Consider the following 26,201-nt stretch of genomic DNA (forward strand, 5'->3'; position numbering starts at 1 on the left):
TATGTTAAGAAAAAATTACCAGCTCGATTTTGTTACACCAGGAATTTTACCCATAACAGCTAGTTCTCTGAAAACTACACGTGAGATACCGAATTTTCTCATGTAACCACGTGGTCTTCCAGACAGCTTGCAACGGTTATGTAACCTTACTGGAGATGAATTCTTAGGAAGCTTGTCAAGTCCTTCGTAATCTCCTTTAGCTTTCAGTTCAGCACGCTTCGCAGCGTACTTTGCTACTAACTTCTGTCTTTTAAGCTCTCTCGCTTTTACTGCTTCTTTAGCCATTTTTCTTATTTCTTAATATTAGTGAAAGGCATACCAAACGCTTTAAGCAATTCGTAGCTCTCCTCATCTGTTTGAGCAGTTGTTACGAAGGTGATATCCATCCCACTAATGGCTTTAATTTTATCAATGCTGATCTCAGGGAAAATGATCTGCTCTTTAACACCAAGTGTGTAATTTCCGCGACCATCAAATCCTTTGTCATTCACGCCTCTAAAGTCACGTACACGTGGCAGAGCGATTGTCAAAAGGCGATCCATGAATTCGTACATACGCTGACCTCTAAGCGTCACGCGGGCGCCAATTGGCATTCCTTCGCGGAGTTTGAAGTTCGAAACTGATTTCTTGGCGATGGTAGCAACAGCTTTTTGACCAGAAATGGTTGTAAGCTCTTCTACCCCGATGTCAACCAGTTTTTTATCAGCTACTGCAGCGCCGATGCCTTTGTTGATAGAGATCTTAGTGATCTTGGGCACCTGCATAACGTTCTTATACTGGAACTTCTCTAGCAGAGCAGGTACAACCTCCTTCTGATATTTTTCTTTAAATCTTGCAGTTGCCATATTAGATTACTTCTCCTGATTTTTTAGAATAACGCTCTGTTTTACCTTCGCTGTTTTTTCTTCTGCCAGCTTTAGTGGTTCCACCCGATTTAGGGTCTACCAAAGCTACATTACTGGCATGAATAGGAGCTTCCATTTTAGAGATTCCACCTTGAGGATTTTTGGCGCTAGGCTTAGCATGCTTTGTCACCATGTTAATTCCCTCTATAGTTACTCTTTGCTTCTCTATGTTAACAGCTGTAATGCGGCCTGTTTTTCCGCGGTCGTCACCGGCAATTACTTTCACTGTATCGCCAGTTTTTACATGAAGTTTTTTCTTATTCATCTTGATGTCTGAATTAATGATTAAAGAACTTCAGGTGCCAACGAAACAATTTTCATGAATTGCTTTTCACGAAGCTCACGCGCTACCGGTCCAAAAATACGTGTACCACGTGGCTCGTTGTTAGCGTTTAGAAGAACAGCGGCATTGTCATCGAAACGAATATATGAACCGTCTTTTCTTCTAATTTCTTTCTTTGTTCTTACAATAACTGCCTTCGAAACAGTTCCCTTTTTAACGTTTCCAGATGAAAGGGCTGATTTAACAGTAACAACGATTCTATCTCCAATAGAAGCGTATTTCTTGCCTGTACCACCTAAAACACGGATACAAAGAACTTCTTTGGCTCCACTGTTGTCGGCTACGTTCAATCTTGATTCCTGCTGTATCATTTTATTTAGCCCTTTCTATAATTTCCACTAAACGCCAGTTCTTGTTCTTGCTAAGAGGACGTGTCTCCTGAATGCGTACGGTATCACCGATGTTGCACTCGTTTTTCTCGTCATGAGCCATGAATTTGGTGGACTTGCTAACGAATTTACCGTAGATCGGGTGCTTCATTCTGCTTTCCACTAACACAGTGATAGACTTGTCCATCTTGTTGCTAACAACCTTACCACTTCTTTCTTTTCTAAGATTTCTCTCTTCCATGATTTCTATTAAGTATTAAGAGTTAGCTTCAATTTCACGGCGACGAATCTCAGTATTCAGACGAGCGATAGATTTCTTCGTCTCACGGATTTTCATCGGATTTTCCAACGGAGAGATAGCATGTGCGAAACGTAGGTTCTGCATGGTTGTTTGCTCCGTATTAAGCTTCTCTTTCAGCTCTTCTAAAGACAAAGCTTTAATCTCTGAATTTTTCATATACTATTTCTCAACGTAATCTCTACGTACTACAAACTTTGTTTTAACTGGCAGCTTCTGTGCAGCTAGTCTCAGTGATTCCTGAGCTACTTCCAGAGGTACACCGTCGGATTCGAACATTATGGTACCTGGCTTAACAACGGCTACCCAATATTCAGGCGAACCTTTACCCTTACCCATACGAACCTCTGCAGGCTTCTTCGTAATAGGTTTGTCAGGGAAAATACGGATCCATACCTGACCCTCACGTTTCATGGCTCTTGTCATGGCGATACGAGCGGCTTCAATCTGACGGCTCGTAATCCAAGATGCTTCAAGAGATTTGATGGCAAAAGAACCAAATGAAATAGTACTGCCTCTATGAGCCAGACCTTTCACGCGGCCTTTTTGCATTTTTCTATATTTAGTCCTTTTAGGCTGTAACATTTTCTAAAACTTAATAATGTTATCAATCAATTATTGACGACGCTTACGCGGCTTAGCTGCTCCGTCCGTTTTCTTACGGTCGCCACGCTCACCACCACGGCTTCTTCTGTCACCACTTCCACCACCTTGGGCACCTGGTCCACCTTTGGTCTCAAGGCCAGCGTTTGGAGTAAGATCTTTCTTACCATACACTTCACCTTTGAAGATCCAAACCTTGATACCAAGCTTGCCATATACTGTTTGAGCTTCAGACAGTGCATAGTCAATGTCCGCACGAAGTGTGTGCAAAGGAGTTCTGCCTTCTTTGTAGTGCTCAGTACGTGCCATTTCAGCGCCGCCTAGACGACCTGAAACCTGTACCTTGATACCTTCAGCACCAACTCGCAGCGCAGAAGCGATAGCCTGCTTCATAGCACGGCGGAAAGAGATACGGGCCTGCAGCTGCTGAGCGATTGACTCGCCTACCAGTTTCGCATCAAGCTCAGGGCGCTTAATCTCAAAGATGTTAATCTGAACATCTTTGTTTGTAAGCTTCTTAAGCTCTTCCTTGATCTTATCTACTTCCTGACCACCTTTACCAATCACTACGCCTGGGCGGGCAGTGTTAACAGTAATCGTGATGCGCTTAAGTGTTCTCTCAATAATGATTTTAGAAATACCACCTTTAGGGATACGCGCTAAAATATATTTTCTGATTTTCTCGTCTTCAACCAGCTTCTCAGCGAAATCTTTGCCACCATACCAGTTAGAATCCCAACCTTTGATAACTCCTAGGCGAAAACCGATCGGATTTACTTTCTGTCCCATATTCTTACTTGTTGGCTTTTTTAGATTTCTTAGTTTGCTGTTGCTCCAGTTGCTCTTCAGTCATGCTATCGATCACGAGTGTCACGTGATTAGATCTCTTTCTGATGCGGTATCCACGTCCTTGTGGAGCTGGGCGAAGACGCTTCAGCATTTTACCTTCATCTACAAAGATTTCTTTGATGAAGAGATTAGCATCTTCGATGCGAGAATCTTCGTTCTTCTGTTGCCAGTTAGATAAGGCAGATAAAAGAAGTTTTTCGATTCTGGCAGCACCTGAGTTTGCTTCGAATTTCAATAAGCCTAAAGCTTTATTCACGCTTTTACCGCGTACCAAACCTGCTACTAATCGCATTTTGCGAGGAGAAGTAGGCACGTTCTTAAGTTTTGCTACTGCTTCCATTTATCGCTTGCCTTTATCTTTTTTAGCTATGTGACCTCTAAAGTTTCTGGTTGGCGCAAACTCACCTAGTTTGTGTCCTACCATGTTTTCAGTCACATATACTGGTATGAATTTGTTGCCGTTATGAACTGCAAATGTATGTCCAACGAAATCCGGAGAAATCATGGATCTGCGTGACCAAGTCTTGATAACAGTTTTCTTACCAGCCTCGTTCATCACGTCTACTTTCTTCTCGAGCCTATAGTCAATATAAGGCCCTTTTTTTAGTGATCTAGCCATTTACTATTTCTTTCCTCTATTTACTATAAGTTTCTCAGAATGCTTCTTCTTGCTGCGAGTCTTAAGACCCTTAGACAGTAAGCCTTTGCGTGAACGTGGGTGACCACCTGAAGACTTACCTTCACCACCACCCATAGGGTGATCGACTGGGTTCATTGCTACACCACGTACTCTTGGACGCTTACCCAACCATCTGTTACGACCGGCTTTACCGATTTTCACGTTCATGTGGTCAGAGTTAGATACTGTTCCTACTGTTGCATAACAGTTTACCAGTACCATGCGAAGTTCACCTGAAGGTAACTTAATTGTTGCATAACGACCTTCTCTTGCTACAAGCTGGGCATAAGAACCTGCACTTCTTGCAAGTGTTGCGCCTTGGCCAGGCTGCAACTCGATGTTATGAATAATTGTACCTAGCGGAATATCAGATAAAGGAAGGCAGTTGCCTACTTCAGGAGCTACTCCAGGACCAGAAACGATTTCCAGTCCAACCTGCACACCTGATGGAGCTATGATGTAGCTCTTCTCACCATCTGCGTAGTAAAGCAGAGCGATGCGTGCTGTTCTGTTTGGATCGTACTCAATAGTCTTCACTGTAGCTGGCACACCGTGCTTCGTACGCTTGAAGTCTATTACTCTGTACTTCTGCTTATGACCACCGCCTACATAGCGCATTGTCATTTTGCCTGAGTTGTTGCGTCCACCAGATTTTTTACTCGGTGCCAACAAAGATTTCTCTGGAGTAGCTGTTGTGATCTCATCGAACGCAGGCGCTACGCGGAATCTTTGACCTGGTGTTGTTGGTCTTAACTTCTTTAAAGCCATTGTTATTTAATTAAATGCTGCTGTAAAAGTCTATCACTTCGCCCTCTTTCAAGGTAACGATTGCTTTTTTCTTAGAAGACGTGCGGCCAGTTACAGCACCAGACTTGGTGTATTTGCTCTTAACTTTGCCCTGCGTTTTCATGGTAGCTACTTTCTCAACAGTAACTCCATAAAGTTTCTCAACTGCCTTTTTGATTTCTACTTTGTTGGCTTTGATATTCACCTCGAAAGCATACTTTCCAACCTCATTCATGGCAGCGAATTTTTCCGTCAGAAGCGGTTTCTTCAGTATCATAATATTATGCTCTTAGGAGGTTTTCAATGATGTTTACAGAATCTTCCACCAGCAACACGCGGTCTGTGTTCAACAGATCGTAAGTGTTCAGATCGCTAGCAGTTGAGATTTTCAGTTTGTTCAGGTTTCTTCCTGAAAGAACAACATTCTTGTCAACTGCAGGAAGAACAAGCAAAGTCTTGCCGCTCACCTGAAGGTTGCTAAGTATGTCTTTAAATTCTTTCGTCTTAGGAGATTCAAATGTGAATGACTCCAGTAGAGAAACTTTGTTGTCTTTAGCCAAAAGGGAAAGTGCAGACACTCTAGCAACTTCTTTTAGTTTCTTGTTCAACTTAAAGCTATAGTTTCTAGGCTTAGGTCCGAATACTCTACCTCCACCTACAAAAAGAGGAGCTTTCAAGCTGCCCGCACGAGCACCACCAGTACCTTTTTGCTTTTTGATCTTTTTGGTAGATCCTGCAACTTCGTTTCTTTCTTTGGACTTGTGCGTACCCTGTCTCTGATTAGCCAGGTACTGCTTCACGTCAAGATACATCGCATGCTCATTTGGCTCAACGCCAAATACAGCATCAGAAAGTGTTACCTTTCTACCTGTATCCTCACCTTTAATATTCAATACAGAAAGTTCCATTTTATTTCTCAATTAACACGTAAGAATTTTTGGCACCTGGAACAGAGCCACTAACTACTAACAGATTTTTGTCTGCGATAACACGCACTACCGTCAAGTTCTGGATCTTCACGCGGTTTCCGCCCATACGGCCGGCCATGCGCATACCTTTAAATACTCTTGATGGCCAAGAGCATGCACCGATTGAACCAGGGTGTCTTGCTCTGTTGTGCTGACCGTGCGTTTGACCACCAACACCAGCAAAGTTGTGGCGCTTTACAACACCCTGAAAACCTTTACCTTTTGATGTGCCAACCACGTCAATAAACTCTCCTTCTTCGAACAGATTCACATCTACTGTATCTCCAAGATTCAGTGACACTCCTTCTGTATCGAATTCAGCAACTTTTTTCTTAGCTGACGTATTAGCTTTTTTGTAATGACCAGCTTCTGCTTTCGTTACTCTCTTAAGCTTTTTGTCGCCATAGCCAAGCTGCACAGCTGCGTAGCCATCAGTCTCAACCGTCTTCACCTGAGTAACTACACATGGGCCTGCTTGAATAAGCGTAACTGGCGTGTATTTACCATCTGCTGTGAAGAGGCTTGTCATTCCGATTTTTTTACCGATAATTCCAGGCATTCAACTTGTTTTTTAAAAGATGGATATAATAATTTTACCCCTCAGCTTTTGCTAAGGGAGTGCAAAGTTAATGAATTTTAAAATTCTTTAACAACATTTGTCTAAAATATTATTAATCAGCACATAAAAAAAGAGAACCCGAAGGTTCTCTTTTCCTTATCATGTGTGATCCTATTAAACTTTGATCTCAACATCTACACCACTTGGAAGCTCAAGCTTCATCAGTGCGTCAACTGTTTTAGAACTAGTAGAGTAGATATCAACCAGGCGCTTGTAAGTGCAAAGTTGGAACTGCTCTCTTGACTTCTTGTTAACGTGTGGTGAACGTAGTACAGTGAACTTATCCTTCTCTGTTGGCAGAGGAATAGGACCGCTTACGATAGCTCCAGTAGCCTTTACAGCTTTTACAATCTTCTCTGAAGACTTGTCTACCAGGTTGTGGTCGTAAGACTTAAGTTTAATTCTAATTTTCTGATTCATTATCTTTTACGACTATTTAGCTGCAGTTCCTTTTAATTTAGCAATGATGCCGTCGGCCAGGTTTTGTGGTACTTGCTCGTAGTGTGCGAAAGTAAGCGATGCCGTGGCTCTACCTGAAGTGATGGTACGAAGGTCTGTTACGTAACCGAACAGTTCAGAAAGTGGAACGTCTGCTTTCACTACTGTTGAAGTTCCTTTTGTATCCATACCTTTCATGATACCTCTTCTTCTGTTCAAGTCTCCTGTTACCGGACCAGTGTATTCATCTGGAGTAACAACATCTACTGCCATGATTGGCTCAAGTAGTTTTGGAGCACACTGCTTACCTGCTTCTTTGAAGCCCTGACGTGCAGCCAGTTCAAAGGAAAGTGAGTCAGAGTCAACGTCGTGGAATGAACCATGGAATAGACGAACTTTCATAGAGTCGATTGGGAAGCCTGCCAGAATACCATTCTTCATTGCTTCTTCGAAACCTTTCTGAATTGCTGGGATGAATTCTCTTGGAATTACACCACCTACAATTGCGTTTTCGAACTCTAACCCTTGCTTGCCATCTTCACGTGGACCCATTGTGAACACGATATCAGCAAACTTACCACGACCACCAGACTGCTTCTTGAATACTTCTCTGTGTTCTACTGACTTAGTGATTGTCTCTTTGTAAGCTACCTGTGGAGCGCCTTGGTTCAATTCAACCTTGAATTCACGCTTCATGCGGTCGATGATGATCTCCAGGTGAAGCTCACCCATTCCTCTCAGGATAGTCTGACCTGTTTCTTCGTCAGTATTAACCTGCAGGGTAGGATCTTCTTCAACAAGCTTGGCAATTGCCATACCCATCTTATCAGAGTCAGCCTGCGTCTTAGGCTCAATAGCATATCCGATAACTGGCTCTGGGAATTCCATTGACTCAAGAACGATTTTAGCACCTTGATCACAAAGTGTGTCACCTGTCTTGATATCTTTGAAACCAACTACTGCAGCGATATCTCCAGCCTCTAATCTTTCGATTTGATTCTGCTTATTAGCATGCATCTGGAAGATACGAGAAATACGTTCTTTGTTATTTGAACGTGTGTTGAATACGTATGAACCAGACTCAAGTATACCTGAATAAGCACGCACAAAGCAAAGACGGCCTACATAAGGGTCTGTAGCGATTTTAAAGGCCAGGCCTGCAAATGGATCGGTCGCAGATGGTTTTCTTGCTACTTCTTCACCTGTGTCAGGATTCGTACCTATGATGCTTTCCTTATCCATTGGAGATGGAAGAAGCGCCATTACATAGTCAAGCATTGTTTGAACACCTTTGTTTTTGAAAGATGATCCACAAAGCATTGGCACAATAGCCATGTCGATAGTCGCAGCACGAAGGGCGGCTAGTATTTCGGCTTCTGTGATAGAGTTTGGATCTTCGAAGTATTTCTCCATCAAAGATTCATCGTACTCTGCTACTGCTTCCAAAAGCTTCTCTCTATACTCTTCAGCCTCTTCAATCATATCATCTGGAATTGGCACTTCGGTAAAGGTCATGCCTTTATCTTCCGTGTTCCAAACAATGGCTTTGAAGTTTACTAGGTCAACAACACCTTTGAAGTCGTCTTCTGCACCGATTGGCAACTGCAGTGCTACGGCATTGCTACCCAGCATTTCTTTCACCTGCTTACATACAGCAAGGAAGTCTGCACCAGAGCGGTCCATTTTGTTTACGAAACCAAGACGAGCTACTTTATAGTTGTCAGCCAGTCTCCAGTTTGTCTCTGACTGTGGCTCAACACCATCAACAGCACTGAAAAGAAAAACCAAGCCGTCTAGTACACGCAGTGAGCGGTTTACTTCTACAGTGAAGTCTACGTGACCTGGCGTATCAATAATGTTGATATGGTAGTCATTTCCTCTGTATGGCCAGTTAACAGTTACTGCTGCAGAAGTGATCGTAATACCACGCTCCTGCTCCTGTTCCATCCAGTCAGTGGTAGCACCGCCTTCGTGAACCTCACCTAACTTGTGAGATTTACCTGTGTAATAAAGTATACGCTCTGTTGTGGTTGTTTTACCAGCATCGATGTGAGCGGCAATACCAATATTACGTGTGTATTTTAAGTCTCTTGCCATTAATTAGAATCTAAAGTGTGAGAATGCTTTGTTTGCCTCGGCCATTCTGTGCGTGTCGTCTTTCTTCTTCACGGCAGCACCTTCACCTTTTGCAGCTGCGATAATCTCGCCAGCCAATTTGTCTTTCATTGTCTTCTCACCTCTTCTGCGAGCGTAAGAAATCATCCACTTGATACCAAGAGATACTCTGCGGTCCGGACGAACCTCAGTCGGCACTTGGAAAGTAGCACCACCTACACGGCGGCTTTTTACCTCTACGCTTGGCATCACATTGTTCAATGCTTTTTTCCAAGTCTCAAGGCCGTTCTCTTTCGTTCTTTGCTCTACTAATTCTACAGCATCATAGAAGATACCATAAGCAATACTTTTCTTACCATCTTCCATCAGATAGTTTACGAAACGTGTTACTAAGGTCTCTTTGAACTTTGGATCTGGAAGGAGAACTCTACTTTTAGGCTTTGCTTTTCTCATTATATTATAACTCTATCAATTATTTTTTCTTACCACCTTTACCTGCGGCAGCGGCTGGCTGTCCTGGCTTAGGTCTCTTAGCACCGTACTTAGAACGCGACTGCAGACGGCCGTTTACACCGGCAGTATCCAATGCACCACGAACGATGTGATAACGAACACCTGGAAGGTCTTTTACTCTACCACCTCTTATCAGCACAATAGAGTGCTCCTGAAGGTTGTGTCCTTCACCAGGGATGTAGGCGTTCACTTCTTTACCGTTTGTAAGTCTTACCCTTGCTACCTTACGCATAGCTGAGTTTGGCTTCTTTGGAGTGGTTGTGTACACTCTTGTGCATACGCCACGACGTTGTGGGCATGAATCTAAGGCTGGAGACTTTGAGTTATAAGTCAACTTCTCTCTTCCTTTTCTTACTAATTGCTGTATAGTAGGCATTATAATTTGTTAATTATAAGATATTTTTCCCTTTAAAATTTGGTCTGCAAAGGTAGGAAATTCACTTTGCAAATTCAAAATTTTAATCCATTAATTATTAGCACCTTAGGCTTCGCCCACTGTCCCCCCAAAGTTCATTGGGAAAGAAGGTGCCTCATTTGCCGGTTTAATTTCCCCAAAGCTATTCTCAAATTTTTGAATGTTATCAGCCAGAGCTGCCAACAATCTTTTGGCATGCTCTGGCGTAATAACGATTCTTGATTTCACTTTCGCTTTAGGTAATCCTGGCATCAGTCTTATAAAATCAATCACAAATTCTCCACTGGAGTGAGCTATCATGGCCAGGTTGGCATACTCACCCTCCGCTATCTCTTCAGAAAGCTCTATGTTAATTTGATTCTGATTCTTTAGTTCCTCTGCCATACCTGCTTATCTGTTATTCTGTAATTCTTGTTGTTTAGCGCGGCTTCCTACTCCAGACTTTTTCGACTCCACTAATGAATCGTACTCTTCCTGGCTTCCAACAATCAGGTTCTGGTATTCGCGCAATCCTGTACCTGCTGGGATCAAGTGACCTACAATCACGTTTTCTTTTAGTCCCAACAGTTCATCTGCCTTACCTTTAATTGCTGCTTCGCTCAGTACCTTAGTGGTTTCCTGGAACGATGCTGCTGATATAAAGCTTTGTGTACCCAAAGAGGCTTGCGTAATACCTTGTAGAGTTGGACGCGAAACGGCTGGCGATGCATCACGCACGGTCACCAATCTCAGGTCTCTACGCTTCAAGCTTGAATTCTCGTCACGCAGCCTTCTGGCTGTCACGATCTGCCCAGGCTTCATGTTTGTAGAGTCACCAGCTTCTTCAACTACTTTCATGTCGATGATGCGGTCGTTCTCTTCCATGAAGTTAACTTTATCTACCACTTGATGCTCCAGGAAGCTTGTATCACCTGCATCAATGATCACCACTTTCTGCATCATCTGGCGAACTACCACCTCAATGTGCTTGTCGTTGATTTTCACACCCTGCAGACGGTATACTTCCTGAATCTCATTTACCAGGTATTCTTGCACTGCACCAGGTCCCTGAATGTTTAGGATATCAGTTGGCGTAATAGCACCATCTGAAAGTGGCATACCTGCACGAACGAAGTCATTGTCCTGTACCAGGATGTGCTTGGAAAGTGGCACCATGTATTTCTTCTTCACACCGTCTTTAGACTCGATGAAGATTTCACGGTTACCACGCTTCACACTACCATAGGTCACTACACCATCGATCTCAGAAACAACCGCTGGGTTAGACGGGTTACGGGCTTCGAACAATTCAGTCACACGTGGAAGACCACCTGTAATGTCTCGTGTCTTACCGATAGCACGTGGGATTTTCACCAGAATCTGACCAGCTTTGATCTTCTCACCGTTCTCTACTGTCAAGTGAGCTCCTACCGGAATGTTGTAGCCTTTCGGCTCTCCACTCTTCGGATTCACCAGGATAGCAGGGTTCTGCGTCTTATCCTTTGTATCAATAATTACTTTCTCACGGTAACCTGTCTGCTCATCTGACTCTTCACGGTAGGTTATACCTTCGATAATCGACTCGTAAGCAATTTCACCGTCAAATTCAGAAAGAATAACTGCGTTGTATGGATCCCACATACACAGCTGATCATTCTTCTCAACTTCCTGGCCTTCATTCACTGTAATGAATGAACCGTACGGCACGTGGTTACTGATCAGCAGTTTTCCAGTAGCTGGATCAACTATCTTAATCTCACCTGAACGTCCCATTACTACCTTTACCGGCTCACCTTCGTTATTGATCGTGTCGATTGTACGAACGTCTTCAAATTCGATCTTACCAGCGAATTTTGCACGGATCATAGCATCTACCGCAATGTTAGAGGCAGTACCACCCACGTGGAAAGTACGGAGTGTCAACTGTGTACCTGGCTCACCGATGGACTGTGCGGCAATTACTCCAACAGCTTCACCTTTCTGCACCATAAATCCTGTTGCCAGGTTACGGCCATAGCACTTCGCACAGATACCACGCTTCGACTCGCAAGTCAACACGGAACGAATCTCTACTGTTTCTATCGCTGTGTTTTCGATTGCCCGAGCAACCTCCTCCGTCACTTCAGAGCCCGACTCTACAATCAGGTCATTTGTGATCGGATCATATACATCGTGTACTGTTACACGACCAAGGATACGCTCAGAAAGAGACTCCACGATATCTTCGTTGTCTTTCAGTGCGCTCACTTCCAGACCTCTCAATGTACCACAGTCTTCTTCATTCACAATTACGTCCTGTGATACGTCTACCAAACGACGAGTCAGGTAACCAGCATCCGCAGTCTTAAGGGCCGTATCGGCAAGACCTTTACGAGCACCGTGTGTAGAAATGAAGTACTCAATTACATCCAGACCTTCCTTAAAGTTAGAAAGGATCGGGTTTTCGATAATTTCACCTACTGAGCCTTGCAGTGATTTCTGAGGCTTTGCCATCAGACCACGCATACCACCCAACTGACGGATCTGCTCTCTCGAACCACGTGCACCGGAGTGCATCATCATGAAAATCGAGTTAAAGCCCTGGTCATCATTCTCCAGACGGCGCATCAACGTTTCAGTGATTTGGTTGTTGATACGGGTCCAGATATCGATTACCTGGTTGTAACGCTCGTTGTCTGTGATCAGACCCATTGAGTAGTTCTGCCAAACGGCATCCACATCCTTCTTCGCCTGCGCAACGAGGATGTCCTTCTCTTTTGGAATCTGAATATCGCCTAGACCCATGGATAGACCGCCTTTGTAGGCAGACTGGAATCCTAGTGTTTTGATATCGTCCAGGAAGTGGGCGGTGCGAGCCATACCCGTTTCCTTGAATACTCTTGAGATGATTTGCTGAAGTTTCTTCTTCGTCAACAACTCATCAATGTACCCAACCTCTTCCGGAACAAATTGGTTGAAGATTACACGACCGGCAACTGTCTCGATAGACTTTGTTACCAGTTCGCCTTTCTCATCTCTTATTCTTGTTCTTACCTTGATATAGGCTTGCTTAGAAAGACGACCTTCGTTGATGGCGATAATCACTTCCTCCGCAGAGTAGAAGCTCATGCCTTCACCAAGTATCGTTTCGTTTTCTGTGCTTCGCTTTCCTTTAGATACATAGTATAAACCAAGTACCATGTCCTGAGAAGGCACCGCAATAGGAGCACCGTTAGCAGGGTTCAGGATGTTGTGCGAAGCAAGCATCAGCATAGAGGCTTCCAGTACCGCTGCAGGTCCGAGTGGAACGTGCACTGCCATCTGGTCACCGTCAAAGTCGGCGTTGAATGCCGTACACACCAACGGGTGCAGCTGGATTGCCTTACCCTCGATCAGTTTTGGCTGGAATGCCTGTATACCTAGTCTGTGGAGCGTAGGAGCACGGTTAAGGAGTACTGGGTGGCCTTTCAGCACATTCTCCAGGATATCCCAAACAACTGGGTCCTTGCGGTCTACTATTTTCTTCGCTGACTTTACAGTTTTTACAATACCTCTTTCGATCAGCTTGCGGATGATGAACGGCTTGAAAAGTTCAGCTGCCATGTTCTTAGGCAGACCGCACTCATGCAGCTTCAGTTCAGGACCAACCACAATTACCGAACGGCCGGAGTAGTCAACACGCTTACCAAGCAAGTTCTGACGGAAACGTCCTTGCTTACCTTTCAGCATGTCAGAAAGTGACTTCAGCGCACGGTTACCTTCTGCACGAACAGCATTCACTTTACGTGAGTTGTCGAACAGGGAGTCAACCGCTTCCTGTAGCATACGCTTCTCGTTACGAAGGATTACTTCAGGAGCCTTGATCTCGATCAGACGCTTCAGACGGTTGTTACGGATAATAACTCGACGGTAAAGGTCATTCAAGTCAGACGTAGCGAAACGGCCACCATCCAACGGAACAAGCGGACGAAGCTCTGGTGGAATAACAGGAACCATGCGGATGATCATCCACTCTGGTCTGTTCTCTATTCTGGTTGTCGCATCACGGAATGCTTCCACCACACGAAGACGCTTCAGAGCATCAGCTTTACGCTGCTGCGATGTCTCGTGTGCGGCAGCGTGACGAAGCTCGTAAGACAGGTCGTCCAGGTTCGTACGCTCCAACAGCATCTGCAATGCCTCAGCACCCATTTTCGCTATGAACTTGTTTGGATCGTTGTTGTCCAACATTTGGTTCTCGCGTGGGAGCTTGTCTATCATATCCAGGTATTCATCTTCTGTCAGGAAGTCCAATGTATTTACACCGTCTTCTGCCAGGATACCTGGTTGGATAACTACGTATCTTTCGTAGTAGATAATCTGGTCAAGCTTCTTAGTTGGTAAGCCTAACAGATAACCGATTTTATTCGGAAGCGACTTGAAGTACCAGATATGTGCTACAGGAACTACCAGTTCGATGTGGCCCATGCGCTCACGGCGCACTTTCTTTTCAGTAACTTCTACACCGCAACGGTCGCAGATGATACCTTTATATCTGATTCTCTTATACTTTCCGCAGTGGCATTCCCAGTCCTTTACAGGTCCGAATATTCTTTCGCAGAATAGACCACCCATCTCAGGCTTATAGGTTCTATAGTTGATTGTCTCAGGCTTTGTAACCTCGCCATTTGATCTCTCCAGAATCGACTCTGGGGAAGCCAAGCTGATCGTTACTTTGGAGAAGTCCTGAGTTAGCTTTTTATTTTTTGCAAATGCCATATTATTACAATAATGTCGATACAATGAATATGCCTTACAGCTAAACTGTATAAAGTGCGCTAAGCGCCCCGACTTTTGCCAGGACGCTCAGCTTATACTTTATTACTCTAAGGTGATCTCGAGTGCCAGGCCTCTTAACTCGTGAATCAATACGTTGAATGATTCAGGGATATTTGGTTTCGGCAACACGTCGCCCTTCACGATTGCCTCGTAAGCTTTCGCACGGCCTATCACGTCGTCAGATTTCACTGTAAGTATTTCCTGCAGTACGTTTGAAGCACCAAATGCCTCAAGAGCCCACACCTCCATCTCACCGAAACGCTGACCACCAAACTGAGCTTTACCGCCTAGTGGCTGCTGTGTGATGAGTGAGTATGGTCCGATTGAACGGGCGTGCATCTTATCGTCAACCAAGTGACCCAGTTTCAGCATATAGATAACTCCCACTGTAACCGGCTGGTCAAAGCGATCGCCAGAAAGACCATCATACAGGTATGTACGGCCGAAGCTAGGCAGACCTGCCTCTTTCAATTCGGCTTGTACCTGGTCTTCTGTGGCACCGTCAAAGATTGGAGTAGCATATGTTCTACCCAGTTTCTTTCCAGCCCATCCAAGTACAGTTTCGTAAATCTGACCGATGTTCATCCTTGAAGGTACACCCAGCGGGTTCAGAACGATATCCATTGGTTCACCTGTTTCCAGGAATGGCATATCCTCTTCACGCACGATACGGGCAACTACACCCTTGTTACCGTGACGGCCGGCCATCTTATCACCCACTTTCAGCTTGCGCTTCTTAGCGATGTATACCTTGGCTAGCTGCACGATACCTGCTGGCAACTCATCTCCTACCTCTAGTGTGAATCGCTCACGCTTGAAGTGTGCAGATGTGATGTTACGGCGCTTGTTGTAATTCTTCACAAGCTCCACCAGCATACTGTTGGTTTTCTCGTCGGCTGTCCAGTTTTCCAGAATCAAATCTTTGAACATGTTCACTTCTTCCGGAACCGCATAGTTACTTTCGTCCTTATATGGGTTCTTCTCCGGGAACAGGGCCTCAATGATGTTCTTTCTGGAGAACTTCACACCTTTCGTCAGGATCTCGTCACCGAACTTGTGCTTGATACCCTGGGATGTTTTGCCTTCCAGCAATGCCACCAGTTTATCAACCATCACGCTCTTAATAGCGTTCAGATCCTTTGAGTATTTCACTTTTAGCTCTTCCACCTCTTTCTTAGACTTAGCCCGAAGGTTTTTGTCTTTCTTAGGTCTGGAGAAAAGTTTCGTTTCAATAACAACACCATTCAGTGATGGCGGCGCCTTAAGCGATGCATCCTTCACGTCACCAGCTTTGTCACCGAAGATCGCACGCAGAAGTTTTTCTTCCGGAGTCGGGTCGGTCTCTCCTTTTGGAGTAATCTTACCGATCAGGATATCGCCTTCACGAACCTCAGCACCGATACGGATGATACCGTTCTCGTCCAGGTTCTTCACGGCTTCCTCGCTTACGTTCGGAATCTCAGAAGTTAACTCTTCCTCACCACGCTTCGTCTCACGAACCTCAAGCTCGAATTCCTCAATGTGGATAGAAGTGAAGATGTCATCTCTTACTACCTTTTCAGAGATAACAATAGCATCCTCGAAGTTGTAACCCTGCCATGGCATGAACGCCACCTGCATGTTACGACCAATCGCTAGCTCGCCATTGTTGGTAGCATAACCCTCGCAAAGTGGCTGACCTTTTGTTACGCGCTGACCGGTATAAACAATCGGTGTCAGGTTGATGCAGGTATCCTGGTTTGTTCTTCTGAACTTGATCAGGTTGTATGTTACATACTCTGCATCAAAAGCAACCAACTTCTCTTCTTCCGTCAGATCGTACTTTACCACGATCTTGTTAGCGTCTACAAAGTCAATCAATCCGTCGCCTTCAGCGATCACGAGTGCTCTTGAGTCAATAGCAGCTCTTTTTTCAAGACCAGTACCTACAATTGGTGCCTCAGCTTTCAGCAAAGGAACAGCTTGGCGCTGCATGTTCGAACCCATCAGGGCACGGTTTGCATCATCATGCTCCAGGAATGGAATCAACGAAGCTGCAACCGATACGATTTGGTTCGGCGCAACGTCCATATAGGTATAGGTATTAGGTTCCTCCACTGGGAAGTCACCCTCAAAACGACCTTTTACTCTATCGTTAATGAAGTTACCCTTTTCATCGATGATGGCATTAGCCTGAGCGATGTGGTGAGTATCTTCCTCTTCAGCTGTCAGGTATTCTACCGTACCGTTCATCTCCACGACACCTTCATTCACTTTGCGGTAAGGTGTTTCAATAAAGCCCATGTGGTTTACGCGAGCGTGCACGCAAAGAGATGAAATCAGACCGATGTTCGGACCTTCCGGCGTTTCGATTGTACAAAGACGACCATAGTGTGTGTAGTGAACGTCACGAACTTCGAAACCTGCACGCTCTCTGGAAAGACCTCCTGGTCCGAGTGCAGATACACGACGCTTGTGCGTCACTTCCGCCAACGGGTTGGTCTGGTCCATGAACTGAGACAGCTGGTTTGTACCGAAGAACGAGTTGATCACAGAAGACAGCGTACGCGCGTTGATCAGATCAACAGGCTTAAAGTCCTCGTTGTCACGCACGTTCATACGCTCCTTGATAGTTCTCGCCATACGGGCAAGACCTACACCGAACTGTGCATAAAGCTGCTCCCCTACCGTTCTTACACGGCGGTTGCTTAAGTGGTCAATATCATCCACTACAGCTCTGGAGTTAATCAGACCGATCAGGTATTTCACGATCAGGACGATGTCCTCATTTGTCAGAACTTTTGCATCCCAGTTCGTGTCAAGACCCAGCTTCTTATTGATTCTATAGCGACCAACTTCACCCAAATCATAACGTTTGTCAGAGAAGAACAGCTTCTGGATAATATCACGTGCCGTTTCTTCATCTGGCGCTTCTGTGTTACGAAGCTGACGATAGATTTGCTCTACCGCTTCTTTTTCAGAGTTAGAGTTATCTTTCTGAAGCGTATTGTAGATAATAGCATAGTCAGCGATGTTTACATTCTCACGGTGGAGAATGATCGACTTCGTACCAGAGCTAACAATTACATCGATGTCATCCTGCGTGATTTCAGAGTCACGCTCAAGAAGGACTTCGTTACGGTCTATTGAAACTACTTCACCTGTATCCTCGTCCACAAAGTCTTCTGTCCAGGTGCGAAGTACACGTGCAGCCAGTTTTCTGCCGATGGCATTTTTCAGATTTGTCTTGTTTGCAGGCAGTTCTTCAGAAAGACCAAACAAGTCAAGTATATCTTTATCTGTTCCATAACCGATTGCACGAAGCAGTGTGGTAACCGGGAACTTCTTCTTACGGTCAATGTAGGCATACATCACGTTGTTCACGTCTGTTGCAAACTCAACCCAAGATCCTTTAAAAGGAATAATTCTGGCAGAATAAAGCTTAGTTCCGTTTGTATGCTTACTTTGTGCAAAGAATACACCTGGCGATCTGTGCAATTGGGAAACAATAACACGTTCAGCACCATTGATCACAAACGAGCCTTTTTCGGTCATGTATGGGATATTTCCCAAGAACACTTCCTGCTCGATGGTTTCAAAGTCCTCGTTGTCTTCGTCGTTACAAATCAGACGAAGCTTTGCCTTAAGTGGAACCGAGTAAGTAAGGCCCCTGTCAATACACTCATCAACAGAGTATTTTGGAGGGTCTATGTGATAGTCGATAAATTCGAGAACAAAGTTTTCTCGAGAATCAGAAATAGGGAAGTTCTCAGCAAATACCTTGAACAATCCTTCCTGTGCCCTATTTTCTGCTGGTGTTTCCAGCTGAAAGAAATCCTGAAACGACTGCAACTGAACATCTAGGAAGTCAGGATAGTCGATTACTGGATTAATTGAGGCAAAATTGATTCGCTCTGTCGTTTTATTCTTAGCCAAAGCCATGGAATTTTAACGTTTACAATATGATTCCAGCACATAACCTTTGAACCGGTTACGGGCAAAAAAAGGATTCAAATTTGAATCCGTATACAAACAGGAAAAGACCTGACGAATCTGCCAGGTCTACCTGTTGTCGGTATGTTGGTAAGTGAGATTATTTAACCTCTACTTCAGCACCAGCTTCTTCCAAAGATTTCTTCAGTGATTCAGCTTCGTTCTTGTCCACACCTTCTTTCAAAGGCTTAGGAGCGCCGTCTACCAATTCTTTAGCTTCTTTCAGGCCAAGACCAGTCAATTCTTTTACAAGCTTAACAACTGCAAGCTTAGATGCACCAGCTGACTTAAGGATTACGTCAAAAGAAGTCTTCTCTTCTGCAGCAGCTCCTCCTTCAGCAGCACCACCACCAGCCATCATAACTGGAGCAGCAGCAGCTGGCTCGATACCATACTCATCCTTAAGAATTGTAGCTAGTTCATTAACCTCTTTCACAGTTAAGTTAACTAACTGCTCAGCGAATGCTTTCAAATCTGCCATTTTATTGAAATTAAAAGTTACTTATTGATTACGTTTTTAAATTATTCTTTTTCAGATAGGGTCTTCAGGATACCGGCTAGTTTGCCGCCGCTGCTCTGAAGAGCAGAAACAACATTCTTAGCTGGAGACTGAAGCAAGCCGATGATATCACCGATAAGCTCTTGCTTAGACTTGATGCTGGCCAGTGTGTCCAGTTGGTTTTCACCAACATAGATTCCGCCATCAATATAGGCACCTTTCAACAATGGAAGTTGGTTGCCCTTCTTTCTGAAGTCTTTCAGCAGCTTACCAGGTGCATTTCCTGATTCAGCAGAAAACACGATGCCAGATGAACCCTTCAGTACTTCTTCTAGAGTAGTAGTGTCAGCCTCTAAGGTATCTAATGCTTTCTTAATGAAAGTGTTTTTGTAAACTCTGTACTCCAAGCCTCTCTCAAAGGCCATTCTCCTGAACTGATTGATACCGGCTACACTCATGGTAGACGCATCTGTGATATAGAAATAGTTAGTGTTCGCTAACTTCTCGCTCAGGTCTTTAACAATTATCTCTTTTTCTTCCCTGGTCATGTTCTTAGATAGTTGCGTTCTTGTCAACGATTACGGCCGGGCTCATTGTGCTAGACAATGTTATGCTCTTAATGTAAGTACCCTTTGCTGAAGATGGCTTCAGGCGGTTCAGTGTAGCAATCACTTCAGCAGCGTTAGCAGCTAGTTGCTCTGGAGAGAAGGAAACTTTGCCAACACTTGTATGGATGATACCGTACTTGTCAACTTTAAAGTCAATCTTACCAGCTTTTACTTCCTTTACTGCTTTAGCAACGTCCTGTGTAACTGTACCAGACTTAGGGTTTGGCATCAGGTTACGGGGACCCAGAATTCTACCTAAACGACCAACTTTAGCCATTACAGCTGGCATCGTGATGATCACGTCTACATCTGTCCAACCTTTTTCGATCTTTTGGATATAATCATCCAGTCCGACGAAGTCAGCTCCTGCATCTTTGGCTTCCTGCTCTTTGTCAGGTGTAACCAGTGCCAGTACTTTTACGTCTTTACCGGTGCCATGTGGAAGGGTAACAATACCACGAACCATCTGGTCGGCTTTGCGAGGGTCAACGCCTAAGCGTACATCAATATCAACAGAGGCATCAAACTTGGTAAAAGTAATATCTTTTACTACTGAAGCCGCATCTGTTAAAGAATACTCTTTTGTCAGGTCAGCCTTTTCTAAAGCTGCTTTCCTGTTCTTTGAAATCTTCGCCATTATCCTTTAACTCTTATTATTCGTTCCACGGAGCGTTTCCAGATACTGTAATACCCATGCTTCTCGCTGTGCCAGCTACCATTTTCATGGCGGCCTCCAGTTTGAAAGCATTTAAGTCAGGCATTTTCAGCTCTGCAATCTCTCTTACCTGATCCCATGTAACTGAACCTACTTTGTTACGGTTTGGCTCTTTAGAACCTCCCTTAATTTTAGCAGCATCCATTAACAATACCGGAGCAGGGGGCGTCTTAATAACGAAGTCGAAGGACTTATCTGCGTATATTGTAATCAACACTGGTAACACTTGTCCTGGCTTATCTTGTGTTCTAGCATTAAACTGCTTACAGAACTCCATGATGTTAAGACCTTTAGAACCAAGTGCAGGTCCAATCGGTGGCGATGGGTTCGCGGCACCTCCCTTTACCTGAAGTTTCAGGTAACCTTTTATTTCCTTTGCCATTATTTGTATTTACTACGATTCTTTTTCTACCTGCATGTAATTCAACTCAACTGGTGTGTTACGGCCAAATATCTTCACCATAACATTGAGTTTCTTACGTTCTTCGAATACCTCCTCCACAGTACCTGAGAATCCACTGAAAGGACCGTCCATCACTTTCACCATTTCTCCAACTAAGAATGGAGTATCCAATACTTCTGCTTGTTCTTCTGCGTCGTCAACTGTGCCCAGGATCCTGTTCACTTCTGTCTGGCGGAGCGGAACCGGCTTTTTATTCTGGCCTCCCTCATTTGATCCAAGGAAGCCAATAACTCCTGGCGTACTGATGATGATGTGCTCTGCTTCACCATGTGAAAGATCAGCCTGTACTAGCACATATCCTGGAAAGAAATTTCTCTCTCTGATCTTTTTCTTTCCACCTCGCATCTCATACACTTTCTCTGCTGGTATGAGCACCTGAGGAACGTATTCTCCAAGATTTTGTCTTAAAACTTCGTTCTCAAGATACGCCTTTGCCTTTTTCTCCTGTCCGCTTACAGCGCGAACCACATACCATTTTAAATCAGCCATGGACTTAAATTAAAACTGGTTGTAAAACCAAGACAGCGATGAGTCGAAAACAAAATCCATAGCTCCAACAACTAAAGCAAATATCAAAGACCCGATCAACACTAATACAGAGCTATTCTGCAAATCAGAATAAGAAGGCCATGAAACTTTGTTTTTCATTTCCTCCACTGTCTCGTCTATGTAGCCTTTTACTTTGCTCATTGCCTTCGCTTTAATAGATTTATAATTGCACGGGTGGAGAGACTCGAACTCCCAGCCAATGGTTTTGGAGACCACTACTCTACCAATTGAGCTACACCCGTAAAAAAATGCACACCAATTTTAATTGGAGTGCAAATTTATTTAAAAGAATATTAAAAACAAACCCGTTCCCGAAAAAGATTTCAGAAACGGGTTAGTTTTATATATTATTAGCTAAGGATCTCAGTTACCTGACCGGCACCTACTGTTCTACCACCCTCACGGATAGCGAAACGAAGACCTTTTTCCATCGCTACAGCGTTGATCAAAGTTACGTCGATAGTGATGTTATCACCAGGCATAACCATTTCTACGCCTTCTGGCAGCATGATCTCACCAGTAACGTCTGTCGTTCTGAAGTAGAACTGTGGACGGTACTTGTTGAAGAATGGCGTGTGACGGCCACCTTCTTCTTTAGAAAGAACGTAAACCTCAGCTTTGAATTTCGTGTGAGGCTTCACTGAACCTGGCTTACAGATAACCATACCACGACGGATATCAGTTTTCTCAATACCACGGAGCAGAAGACCTACGTTGTCACCAGCTTCACCTCTGTCAAGGATCTTACGGAACATCTCAACACCAGTAACTACTGACTTCAGGTTTTCAGCACCCATGCCCAGGATTTCAACCTGCTCACCAGAGTTGATTACACCACGCTCGATACGGCCTGTTGCTACAGTACCACGACCAGTGATTGAGAACACGTCCTCAACTGGCATCAAGAATGGAAGGTCTGTCAAACGAGCAGGGATTGGAATCCAGCTATCTACTGCAGCCATCAACTCTTCGATAGTCTTCACCCACTTGTCATCACCGTTCAAGCCACCAAGTGCTGAACCCTGAATCACTGGAATGTTGTCACCGTCGAAGTCATAGAAAGAAAGAAGCTCACGGATTTCCATCTCAACAAGCTCAAGAAGCTCCGGATCGTCCACCATGTCCACTTTATTCATGAATACTACCAGCTGAGGTACACCTACCTGACGAGCAAGAAGGATGTGCTCACGTGTCTGTGGCATTGGGCCATCAGTTGCAGCAACCACCAGGATAGCACCGTCCATCTGGGCAGCACCAGTAACCATGTTCTTCACGTAGTCAGCGTGACCTGGGCAGTCAACGTGAGCGTAGTGACGGTTCTCAGTTGCGTATTCTACGTGAGAAGTATTGATAGTAATACCTCTTTCTTTTTCTTCTGGAGCGTTATCAATAGAAGAGAAGTCGCGAAGTGCAGCAAGACCTTTCTTAGCCAAAACTGTTGTAATGGCAGCAGTCAAAGTTGTTTTGCCGTGGTCAACGTGACCGATAGTACCGATGTTTACGTGCGGTTTGGAACGGTCAAATGTTTCTTTAGCCATTGTATGATAATTAAATTAAGGTTAAAACGTTTAAGTATGTTGCGTTAATTATACACGTAACGGACTTTGAGCCAACGATGGGAATTGAACCCACGACCCCTTCCTTACCAAGGAAGTACTCTACCCCTGAGCTACGTCGGCTTTTGCCATCACTTATCTTAAAAATGAGTTTATACTAAAAAGGAAATCCATCTTCATGAAATTCCTTACAAAGCAACCCATATTTGATAAGCAGCACGCTGTTTGCTTATTGAGCGGGAGACGAGGGTCGAACTCGCGGCCTATAGCTTGGAAGGCTATCGCTCTACCAACTGAGCTACTCCCGCTTTTAATGAAGCAAACCATTAAATAGCGTGGTCTTAATTGTGGGGAGAGCAGGATTCGAACCTGCGAAGTATCACTACAACGGAGTTACAGTCCGTCCCATTTGGCCGCTCTGGAATCTCCCCTAAATATTTAACCTGACTGACTTATTCAGCCTTTCCTTAGCTCTTCAAAACTGCTTTTCAGCCCGCTGTTCGTTCTAAGGAGATGCAAAATTAAGCGCTTTTTCTTTCCAGTCAAATATTCTCTGAAATTTTATTCACTTTTTTTTCCTGACCTTCTACAATGAGACTTGATTATACAGTTCTAGCAGCCTTTTATCTTGTTCATTCGCCCTTATTTCTTTAAGCAACTCTACTATCTCGGGCCGCTCTGAATGCACCATAAGTGTCTGAAATGCAGCCATGCGCACAAAATACAATGAGTGGTTTTGGGCCAGTTCCGATAGCATGTTAATAGCCTCTGGTCTATAGGCTTCCGGGTTCACAGCCATATAGGCGCCATAGCTCTGCAATAAATAGTACAGTCCCGTTCCTTTGGCGCTCTTCATCTGCTTCATGAACCAATCATACTTTCCCGGGCCTCCTTTTACTGCATAGTAAGATGCCAGAGCTAGTACGATTTCCTCGTTTGTCTCTTTCTCAAAAGTAGCCAGCTGCTTAGTCACATCAGGCGCCTCCGTCATGGCGTAACTCAGTATTCCTGCCGCTGCCACCTTGTATGAACTATCCTGCATCGCTGATTTATACAGAGCACTATATTCATCGTCACCCCATTCTGACAGCAACATAATGGCACCAGCCCTCACTTCTCCCTTCCTGTCGCTTTCAGCTATTCGCTTCACTAACGGTTCCAGGGATTCAGCATGTTTTGCTGGCAAGCGCCCTGCCACATCCAAGGCCAGGTTTCGAATCGCCCAGAAGTTGTCTTTCAGAGCACCTTGTAGCAATGTTACCATTTCCTGCTGGCTCAGCTCCTTTTCTAACTCCTCCAATGCCTGTAATCGTGCAGCTAATGCTTCTGCGCTTTCAAACTGGAATACCAGCTCTTCTGCCGTCTTCGCGTGTTCTATGGTACCGAGCAGCTGCTGCTCGCTGTCAAACAGCACAAGCTGAGGCTCAGTACTCGCTGGCAAAGTAATAACCTGGTTGGCTTTTGTGATCTCGATGGCATGCTCTTTCTTCTTTCCGTTTTCCCATATGGCCACTTTCAGGGGCAGCCTGTATACCGGTTGGTAGAGGGTGTCCTGCTGCTGCCATACCTGTAGCTTGAGCGCACCATCCTGATAGGTATGGCTTACTTTAAGCTCTGGATGGCCGGCACGCATAAACCACTGGTCGAAGAACCACATCAGGTCTTCTCCGGTAGTGTCTTCAAAGGCCATGCGCAATTCTGCCACCTCCACATCCGAAAATTTATTCTGCGTCAGGTAGCGGTTAAGCGATGCGAAGAAGGCCTCGTCGCCCACATACTTGCGCAGCATATGCAGTACCCGTCCTCCTTTGGCATAAGAGTGGCTGTCGAACATGTCTTCGCGGTCGGCGTAGCGGTACCGAATCAGCGGTTCGCGTTTGCTTTCGGACTCATCGAGGTACTGTTCCAGTTCTCCCAGGTGATGAAAGGCTGCTTCGTCAGCACCGTACTTATGCTCTGTCCACAGGTATTCGGAGTAGTTGGCAAACGCTTCGTTAAGCGGTAGATTGGCCCACGACTCAGTGGTGACATAGTTGCCAAACCACTGGTGGAAGAGCTCATGCGCAATGATGCCATCCCAATTCTTATCAAGCAGTTCCCGTTCGTTCAGCTGCAGATCCTCCATAAAGGTAGACGCCGAAGTGTTTTCCATAGCGCCAGATACAAAGTCACGCACTACTACCTGCGAGTACTTTGCCCAAGGATAGTCTACTCCCAGCTTTTTGGTGAAGAACTCGAGCATTTCAGGTGTATTGCCAAATATCTTCATGGCGGTTTTCTCATAGGCCGGCTCCACGTAGTAATCAACTTCCAGGTCGCGCCACTTATCTTTCACCACAGCATACTCACCGATGGCCATCATGGTCAGGTATGGCGCATGCGGCTGCTCCATTTTCCAGTAATCGGTCTTGGTACCATTCGCGTTTTTGCGTGAGTAAATGAAGGTGCCGTTGGAGAGCGTGGTATATTTCTGGTCCACTGTAATGTAAATTTCCTGCGTCATACGCTCGTTGGGCGAGTCAATGGTTGGAAACCAGGCGGAGTTAGCTTCTGTCTCGCCCTGTGTCCAGATCTGGCGCGGCTTGTTTGGCTCCTCTCCTTTCGGGTTGATGAAGTATAGGCCTTTGTCCTGGGTGATGGCGTCGCTGCCGCCTACTGCCAGTTCATTCGGCTTGGCTGTATAATCTATCTTCAGGGTATAGCTATCGTTCCGGGTATAGGACTTACCCAGGTCGATCGTCAGTTTCATCCCATCGTAGGTATACTGCAGCTCCTTTGCTTCAGAATCATTCATCATCAGATTCACGCTATGGATATCGAAGCCTTTGGCGTCGAGTACAAGCTGGTTCTGCGGATAGAAGTAAGGCTTGAGGGTGAGCTCTGCAAGGCCATGCAGGTACTGCTTGTCCCAATCGAAGCTGACCCGCAATTTGGTGTGCAGCAGGTCGTGCAACCGGGTTCTGGAAGGATTGAAGGCATGGTTCTTAGGTGCCCAAACAGGAGGCTCGGCAACCTCCAGAGTCGGTTTGCCCGTTACTGGCTCAACCGCAGCAGTCGCCTTAGTTTGTTTATTCACACTGCAACCGCCTGTAAAAGCCATAGCGGCAGCAAGGCCAACTATGCTCAGAAACCTATGATTCATGATGGAATGTTTTAATTTTGAGCTCAATTTCTAAAAATACTCTGATAAATCAATTATCTTT

The 26,201-nt window shown here is 44.9% G+C and carries 29 protein-coding genes and 4 tRNA genes; all 33 read right to left on the minus strand.

Going from position 1 to position 26,201, the window contains the following annotated elements; all coding sequences use genetic code 11:
• Positions 1-15 precede the first annotated feature (15 nt).
• The 33 genes from rpsN to C8E01_RS01490 all read right to left on the minus strand — a co-directional run bounded on the left by rpsN (position 16) and on the right by C8E01_RS01490 (position 26,140).
• Positions 16-285: a 30S ribosomal protein S14 gene (gene rpsN, locus C8E01_RS01330; RefSeq protein WP_007654283.1), complete on the minus strand. Its 270-nt coding sequence runs from the start codon at positions 283-285 to the stop codon at positions 16-18.
• A gap of 5 nt (positions 286-290) precedes the next feature.
• The gene (gene rplE / locus C8E01_RS01335) at positions 291-845 is read right to left on the minus strand and encodes a 50S ribosomal protein L5 (protein ID WP_116541561.1); all 555 of its coding nucleotides are present in this window, start codon (positions 843-845) and stop codon (positions 291-293) included.
• Position 846: 1 nt separating this feature from the next.
• Positions 847-1,170 carry a 50S ribosomal protein L24 gene (gene rplX, locus C8E01_RS01340; RefSeq protein WP_116541562.1) on the minus strand — a complete coding sequence of 108 codons (324 nt, stop codon included), beginning with the start codon at positions 1,168-1,170 and terminating at the stop codon, positions 847-849.
• A 20-nt stretch (positions 1,171-1,190) separates the two neighbouring features.
• A complete protein-coding gene (gene rplN, locus C8E01_RS01345; RefSeq protein WP_076420876.1) occupies positions 1,191-1,559 on the minus strand; it encodes a 50S ribosomal protein L14 in 369 nt (122 codons plus the stop codon).
• Position 1,560: 1 nt separating this feature from the next.
• On the minus strand, positions 1,561-1,818 hold the full coding sequence (gene rpsQ, locus C8E01_RS01350; protein WP_007654288.1) for a 30S ribosomal protein S17: 258 nt from the start codon (positions 1,816-1,818) through the stop codon (positions 1,561-1,563).
• A 15-nt stretch (positions 1,819-1,833) separates the two neighbouring features.
• A complete protein-coding gene (gene rpmC / locus C8E01_RS01355; protein WP_076669271.1) occupies positions 1,834-2,034 on the minus strand; it encodes a 50S ribosomal protein L29 in 201 nt (66 codons plus the stop codon).
• A 3-nt stretch (positions 2,035-2,037) separates the two neighbouring features.
• A complete protein-coding gene (gene rplP, locus C8E01_RS01360) occupies positions 2,038-2,460 on the minus strand; it encodes a 50S ribosomal protein L16 (RefSeq protein ID WP_116541563.1) in 423 nt (140 codons plus the stop codon).
• A gap of 30 nt (positions 2,461-2,490) precedes the next feature.
• Complete coding sequence (gene rpsC, locus C8E01_RS01365; protein ID WP_116541564.1) at positions 2,491-3,267, minus strand: 30S ribosomal protein S3; 777 nt, start codon at positions 3,265-3,267, stop codon at positions 2,491-2,493.
• Positions 3,268-3,271: 4 nt separating this feature from the next.
• Positions 3,272-3,667, minus strand: a complete 396-nt coding sequence (gene rplV / locus C8E01_RS01370) for a 50S ribosomal protein L22 (RefSeq protein ID WP_116541565.1) — start codon at positions 3,665-3,667, stop codon at positions 3,272-3,274.
• Positions 3,668-3,946: a 30S ribosomal protein S19 gene (rpsS, locus tag C8E01_RS01375; RefSeq protein WP_018476843.1), complete on the minus strand. Its 279-nt coding sequence runs from the start codon at positions 3,944-3,946 to the stop codon at positions 3,668-3,670.
• A 3-nt stretch (positions 3,947-3,949) separates the two neighbouring features.
• Positions 3,950-4,774 (minus strand): 50S ribosomal protein L2, encoded by an 825-nt coding sequence (gene rplB / locus C8E01_RS01380; RefSeq protein ID WP_116541566.1) that lies wholly within the window; start codon positions 4,772-4,774, stop codon positions 3,950-3,952.
• 10 nt (positions 4,775-4,784) lie between these two features.
• Positions 4,785-5,072, minus strand: a complete 288-nt coding sequence (rplW, locus tag C8E01_RS01385) for a 50S ribosomal protein L23 (RefSeq protein ID WP_040573765.1) — start codon at positions 5,070-5,072, stop codon at positions 4,785-4,787.
• Position 5,073: 1 nt separating this feature from the next.
• A complete protein-coding gene (gene rplD, locus C8E01_RS01390) occupies positions 5,074-5,700 on the minus strand; it encodes a 50S ribosomal protein L4 (protein ID WP_116541567.1) in 627 nt (208 codons plus the stop codon).
• Between the two features lies 1 nt (position 5,701).
• A complete protein-coding gene (gene rplC, locus C8E01_RS01395; RefSeq protein ID WP_116541568.1) occupies positions 5,702-6,319 on the minus strand; it encodes a 50S ribosomal protein L3 in 618 nt (205 codons plus the stop codon).
• A 174-nt stretch (positions 6,320-6,493) separates the two neighbouring features.
• The gene (rpsJ, locus tag C8E01_RS01400) at positions 6,494-6,799 is read right to left on the minus strand and encodes a 30S ribosomal protein S10 (protein WP_007654312.1); all 306 of its coding nucleotides are present in this window, start codon (positions 6,797-6,799) and stop codon (positions 6,494-6,496) included.
• A 12-nt stretch (positions 6,800-6,811) separates the two neighbouring features.
• On the minus strand, positions 6,812-8,914 hold the full coding sequence (fusA, locus tag C8E01_RS01405) for an elongation factor G (protein ID WP_116541569.1): 2,103 nt from the start codon (positions 8,912-8,914) through the stop codon (positions 6,812-6,814).
• 3 nt (positions 8,915-8,917) lie between these two features.
• Positions 8,918-9,385 (minus strand): 30S ribosomal protein S7, encoded by a 468-nt coding sequence (gene rpsG / locus C8E01_RS01410; protein ID WP_076669252.1) that lies wholly within the window; start codon positions 9,383-9,385, stop codon positions 8,918-8,920.
• 19 nt (positions 9,386-9,404) lie between these two features.
• Positions 9,405-9,821 carry a 30S ribosomal protein S12 gene (gene rpsL / locus C8E01_RS01415; protein WP_076669251.1) on the minus strand — a complete coding sequence of 139 codons (417 nt, stop codon included), beginning with the start codon at positions 9,819-9,821 and terminating at the stop codon, positions 9,405-9,407.
• Between the two features lie 105 nt (positions 9,822-9,926).
• Complete coding sequence (locus tag C8E01_RS01420; RefSeq protein ID WP_116541570.1) at positions 9,927-10,244, minus strand: DUF3467 domain-containing protein; 318 nt, start codon at positions 10,242-10,244, stop codon at positions 9,927-9,929.
• A gap of 6 nt (positions 10,245-10,250) precedes the next feature.
• Entirely contained in the window at positions 10,251-14,576 is a 4,326-nt protein-coding gene (rpoC, locus tag C8E01_RS01425) for a DNA-directed RNA polymerase subunit beta' (protein WP_116541571.1), read from the minus strand.
• 102 nt (positions 14,577-14,678) lie between these two features.
• Positions 14,679-18,557 carry a DNA-directed RNA polymerase subunit beta gene (gene rpoB, locus C8E01_RS01430; protein ID WP_116541572.1) on the minus strand — a complete coding sequence of 1,293 codons (3,879 nt, stop codon included), beginning with the start codon at positions 18,555-18,557 and terminating at the stop codon, positions 14,679-14,681.
• 151 nt (positions 18,558-18,708) lie between these two features.
• Positions 18,709-19,089, minus strand: coding sequence for a 50S ribosomal protein L7/L12 (rplL, locus tag C8E01_RS01435; RefSeq protein ID WP_007654319.1), 381 nt, complete (start codon positions 19,087-19,089; stop codon positions 18,709-18,711).
• Between the two features lie 41 nt (positions 19,090-19,130).
• Entirely contained in the window at positions 19,131-19,655 is a 525-nt protein-coding gene (gene rplJ / locus C8E01_RS01440) for a 50S ribosomal protein L10 (protein ID WP_116541573.1), read from the minus strand.
• 4 nt (positions 19,656-19,659) lie between these two features.
• A complete protein-coding gene (rplA, locus tag C8E01_RS01445) occupies positions 19,660-20,352 on the minus strand; it encodes a 50S ribosomal protein L1 (protein ID WP_007654321.1) in 693 nt (230 codons plus the stop codon).
• Between the two features lie 16 nt (positions 20,353-20,368).
• Entirely contained in the window at positions 20,369-20,812 is a 444-nt protein-coding gene (rplK, locus tag C8E01_RS01450) for a 50S ribosomal protein L11 (RefSeq protein ID WP_007654322.1), read from the minus strand.
• Between the two features lie 12 nt (positions 20,813-20,824).
• Positions 20,825-21,382, minus strand: coding sequence for a transcription termination/antitermination protein NusG (nusG, locus tag C8E01_RS01455; RefSeq protein WP_116541574.1), 558 nt, complete (start codon positions 21,380-21,382; stop codon positions 20,825-20,827).
• 9 nt (positions 21,383-21,391) lie between these two features.
• Positions 21,392-21,583: a preprotein translocase subunit SecE gene (secE, locus tag C8E01_RS01460; protein ID WP_116541575.1), complete on the minus strand. Its 192-nt coding sequence runs from the start codon at positions 21,581-21,583 to the stop codon at positions 21,392-21,394.
• A 28-nt stretch (positions 21,584-21,611) separates the two neighbouring features.
• Positions 21,612-21,684, minus strand: a tRNA-Trp gene (locus tag C8E01_RS01465).
• 108 nt (positions 21,685-21,792) lie between these two features.
• Positions 21,793-22,980 (minus strand): elongation factor Tu, encoded by a 1,188-nt coding sequence (tuf, locus tag C8E01_RS01470; protein WP_116541576.1) that lies wholly within the window; start codon positions 22,978-22,980, stop codon positions 21,793-21,795.
• Positions 22,981-23,049: 69 nt separating this feature from the next.
• A tRNA-Thr gene (locus C8E01_RS01475) sits at positions 23,050-23,121 on the minus strand.
• Between the two features lie 112 nt (positions 23,122-23,233).
• A tRNA-Gly gene (locus tag C8E01_RS01480) sits at positions 23,234-23,306 on the minus strand.
• A 40-nt stretch (positions 23,307-23,346) separates the two neighbouring features.
• Positions 23,347-23,429: transfer RNA gene (locus C8E01_RS01485), tRNA-Tyr, on the minus strand.
• A gap of 155 nt (positions 23,430-23,584) precedes the next feature.
• Positions 23,585-26,140: a M1 family aminopeptidase gene (locus C8E01_RS01490; protein WP_116541577.1), complete on the minus strand. Its 2,556-nt coding sequence runs from the start codon at positions 26,138-26,140 to the stop codon at positions 23,585-23,587.
• Positions 26,141-26,201 lie beyond the last annotated feature (61 nt).

This window comes from Pontibacter virosus (genome assembly GCF_003096355.1).
GTDB lineage: Bacteria > Bacteroidota > Bacteroidia > Cytophagales > Hymenobacteraceae > Pontibacter > Pontibacter virosus.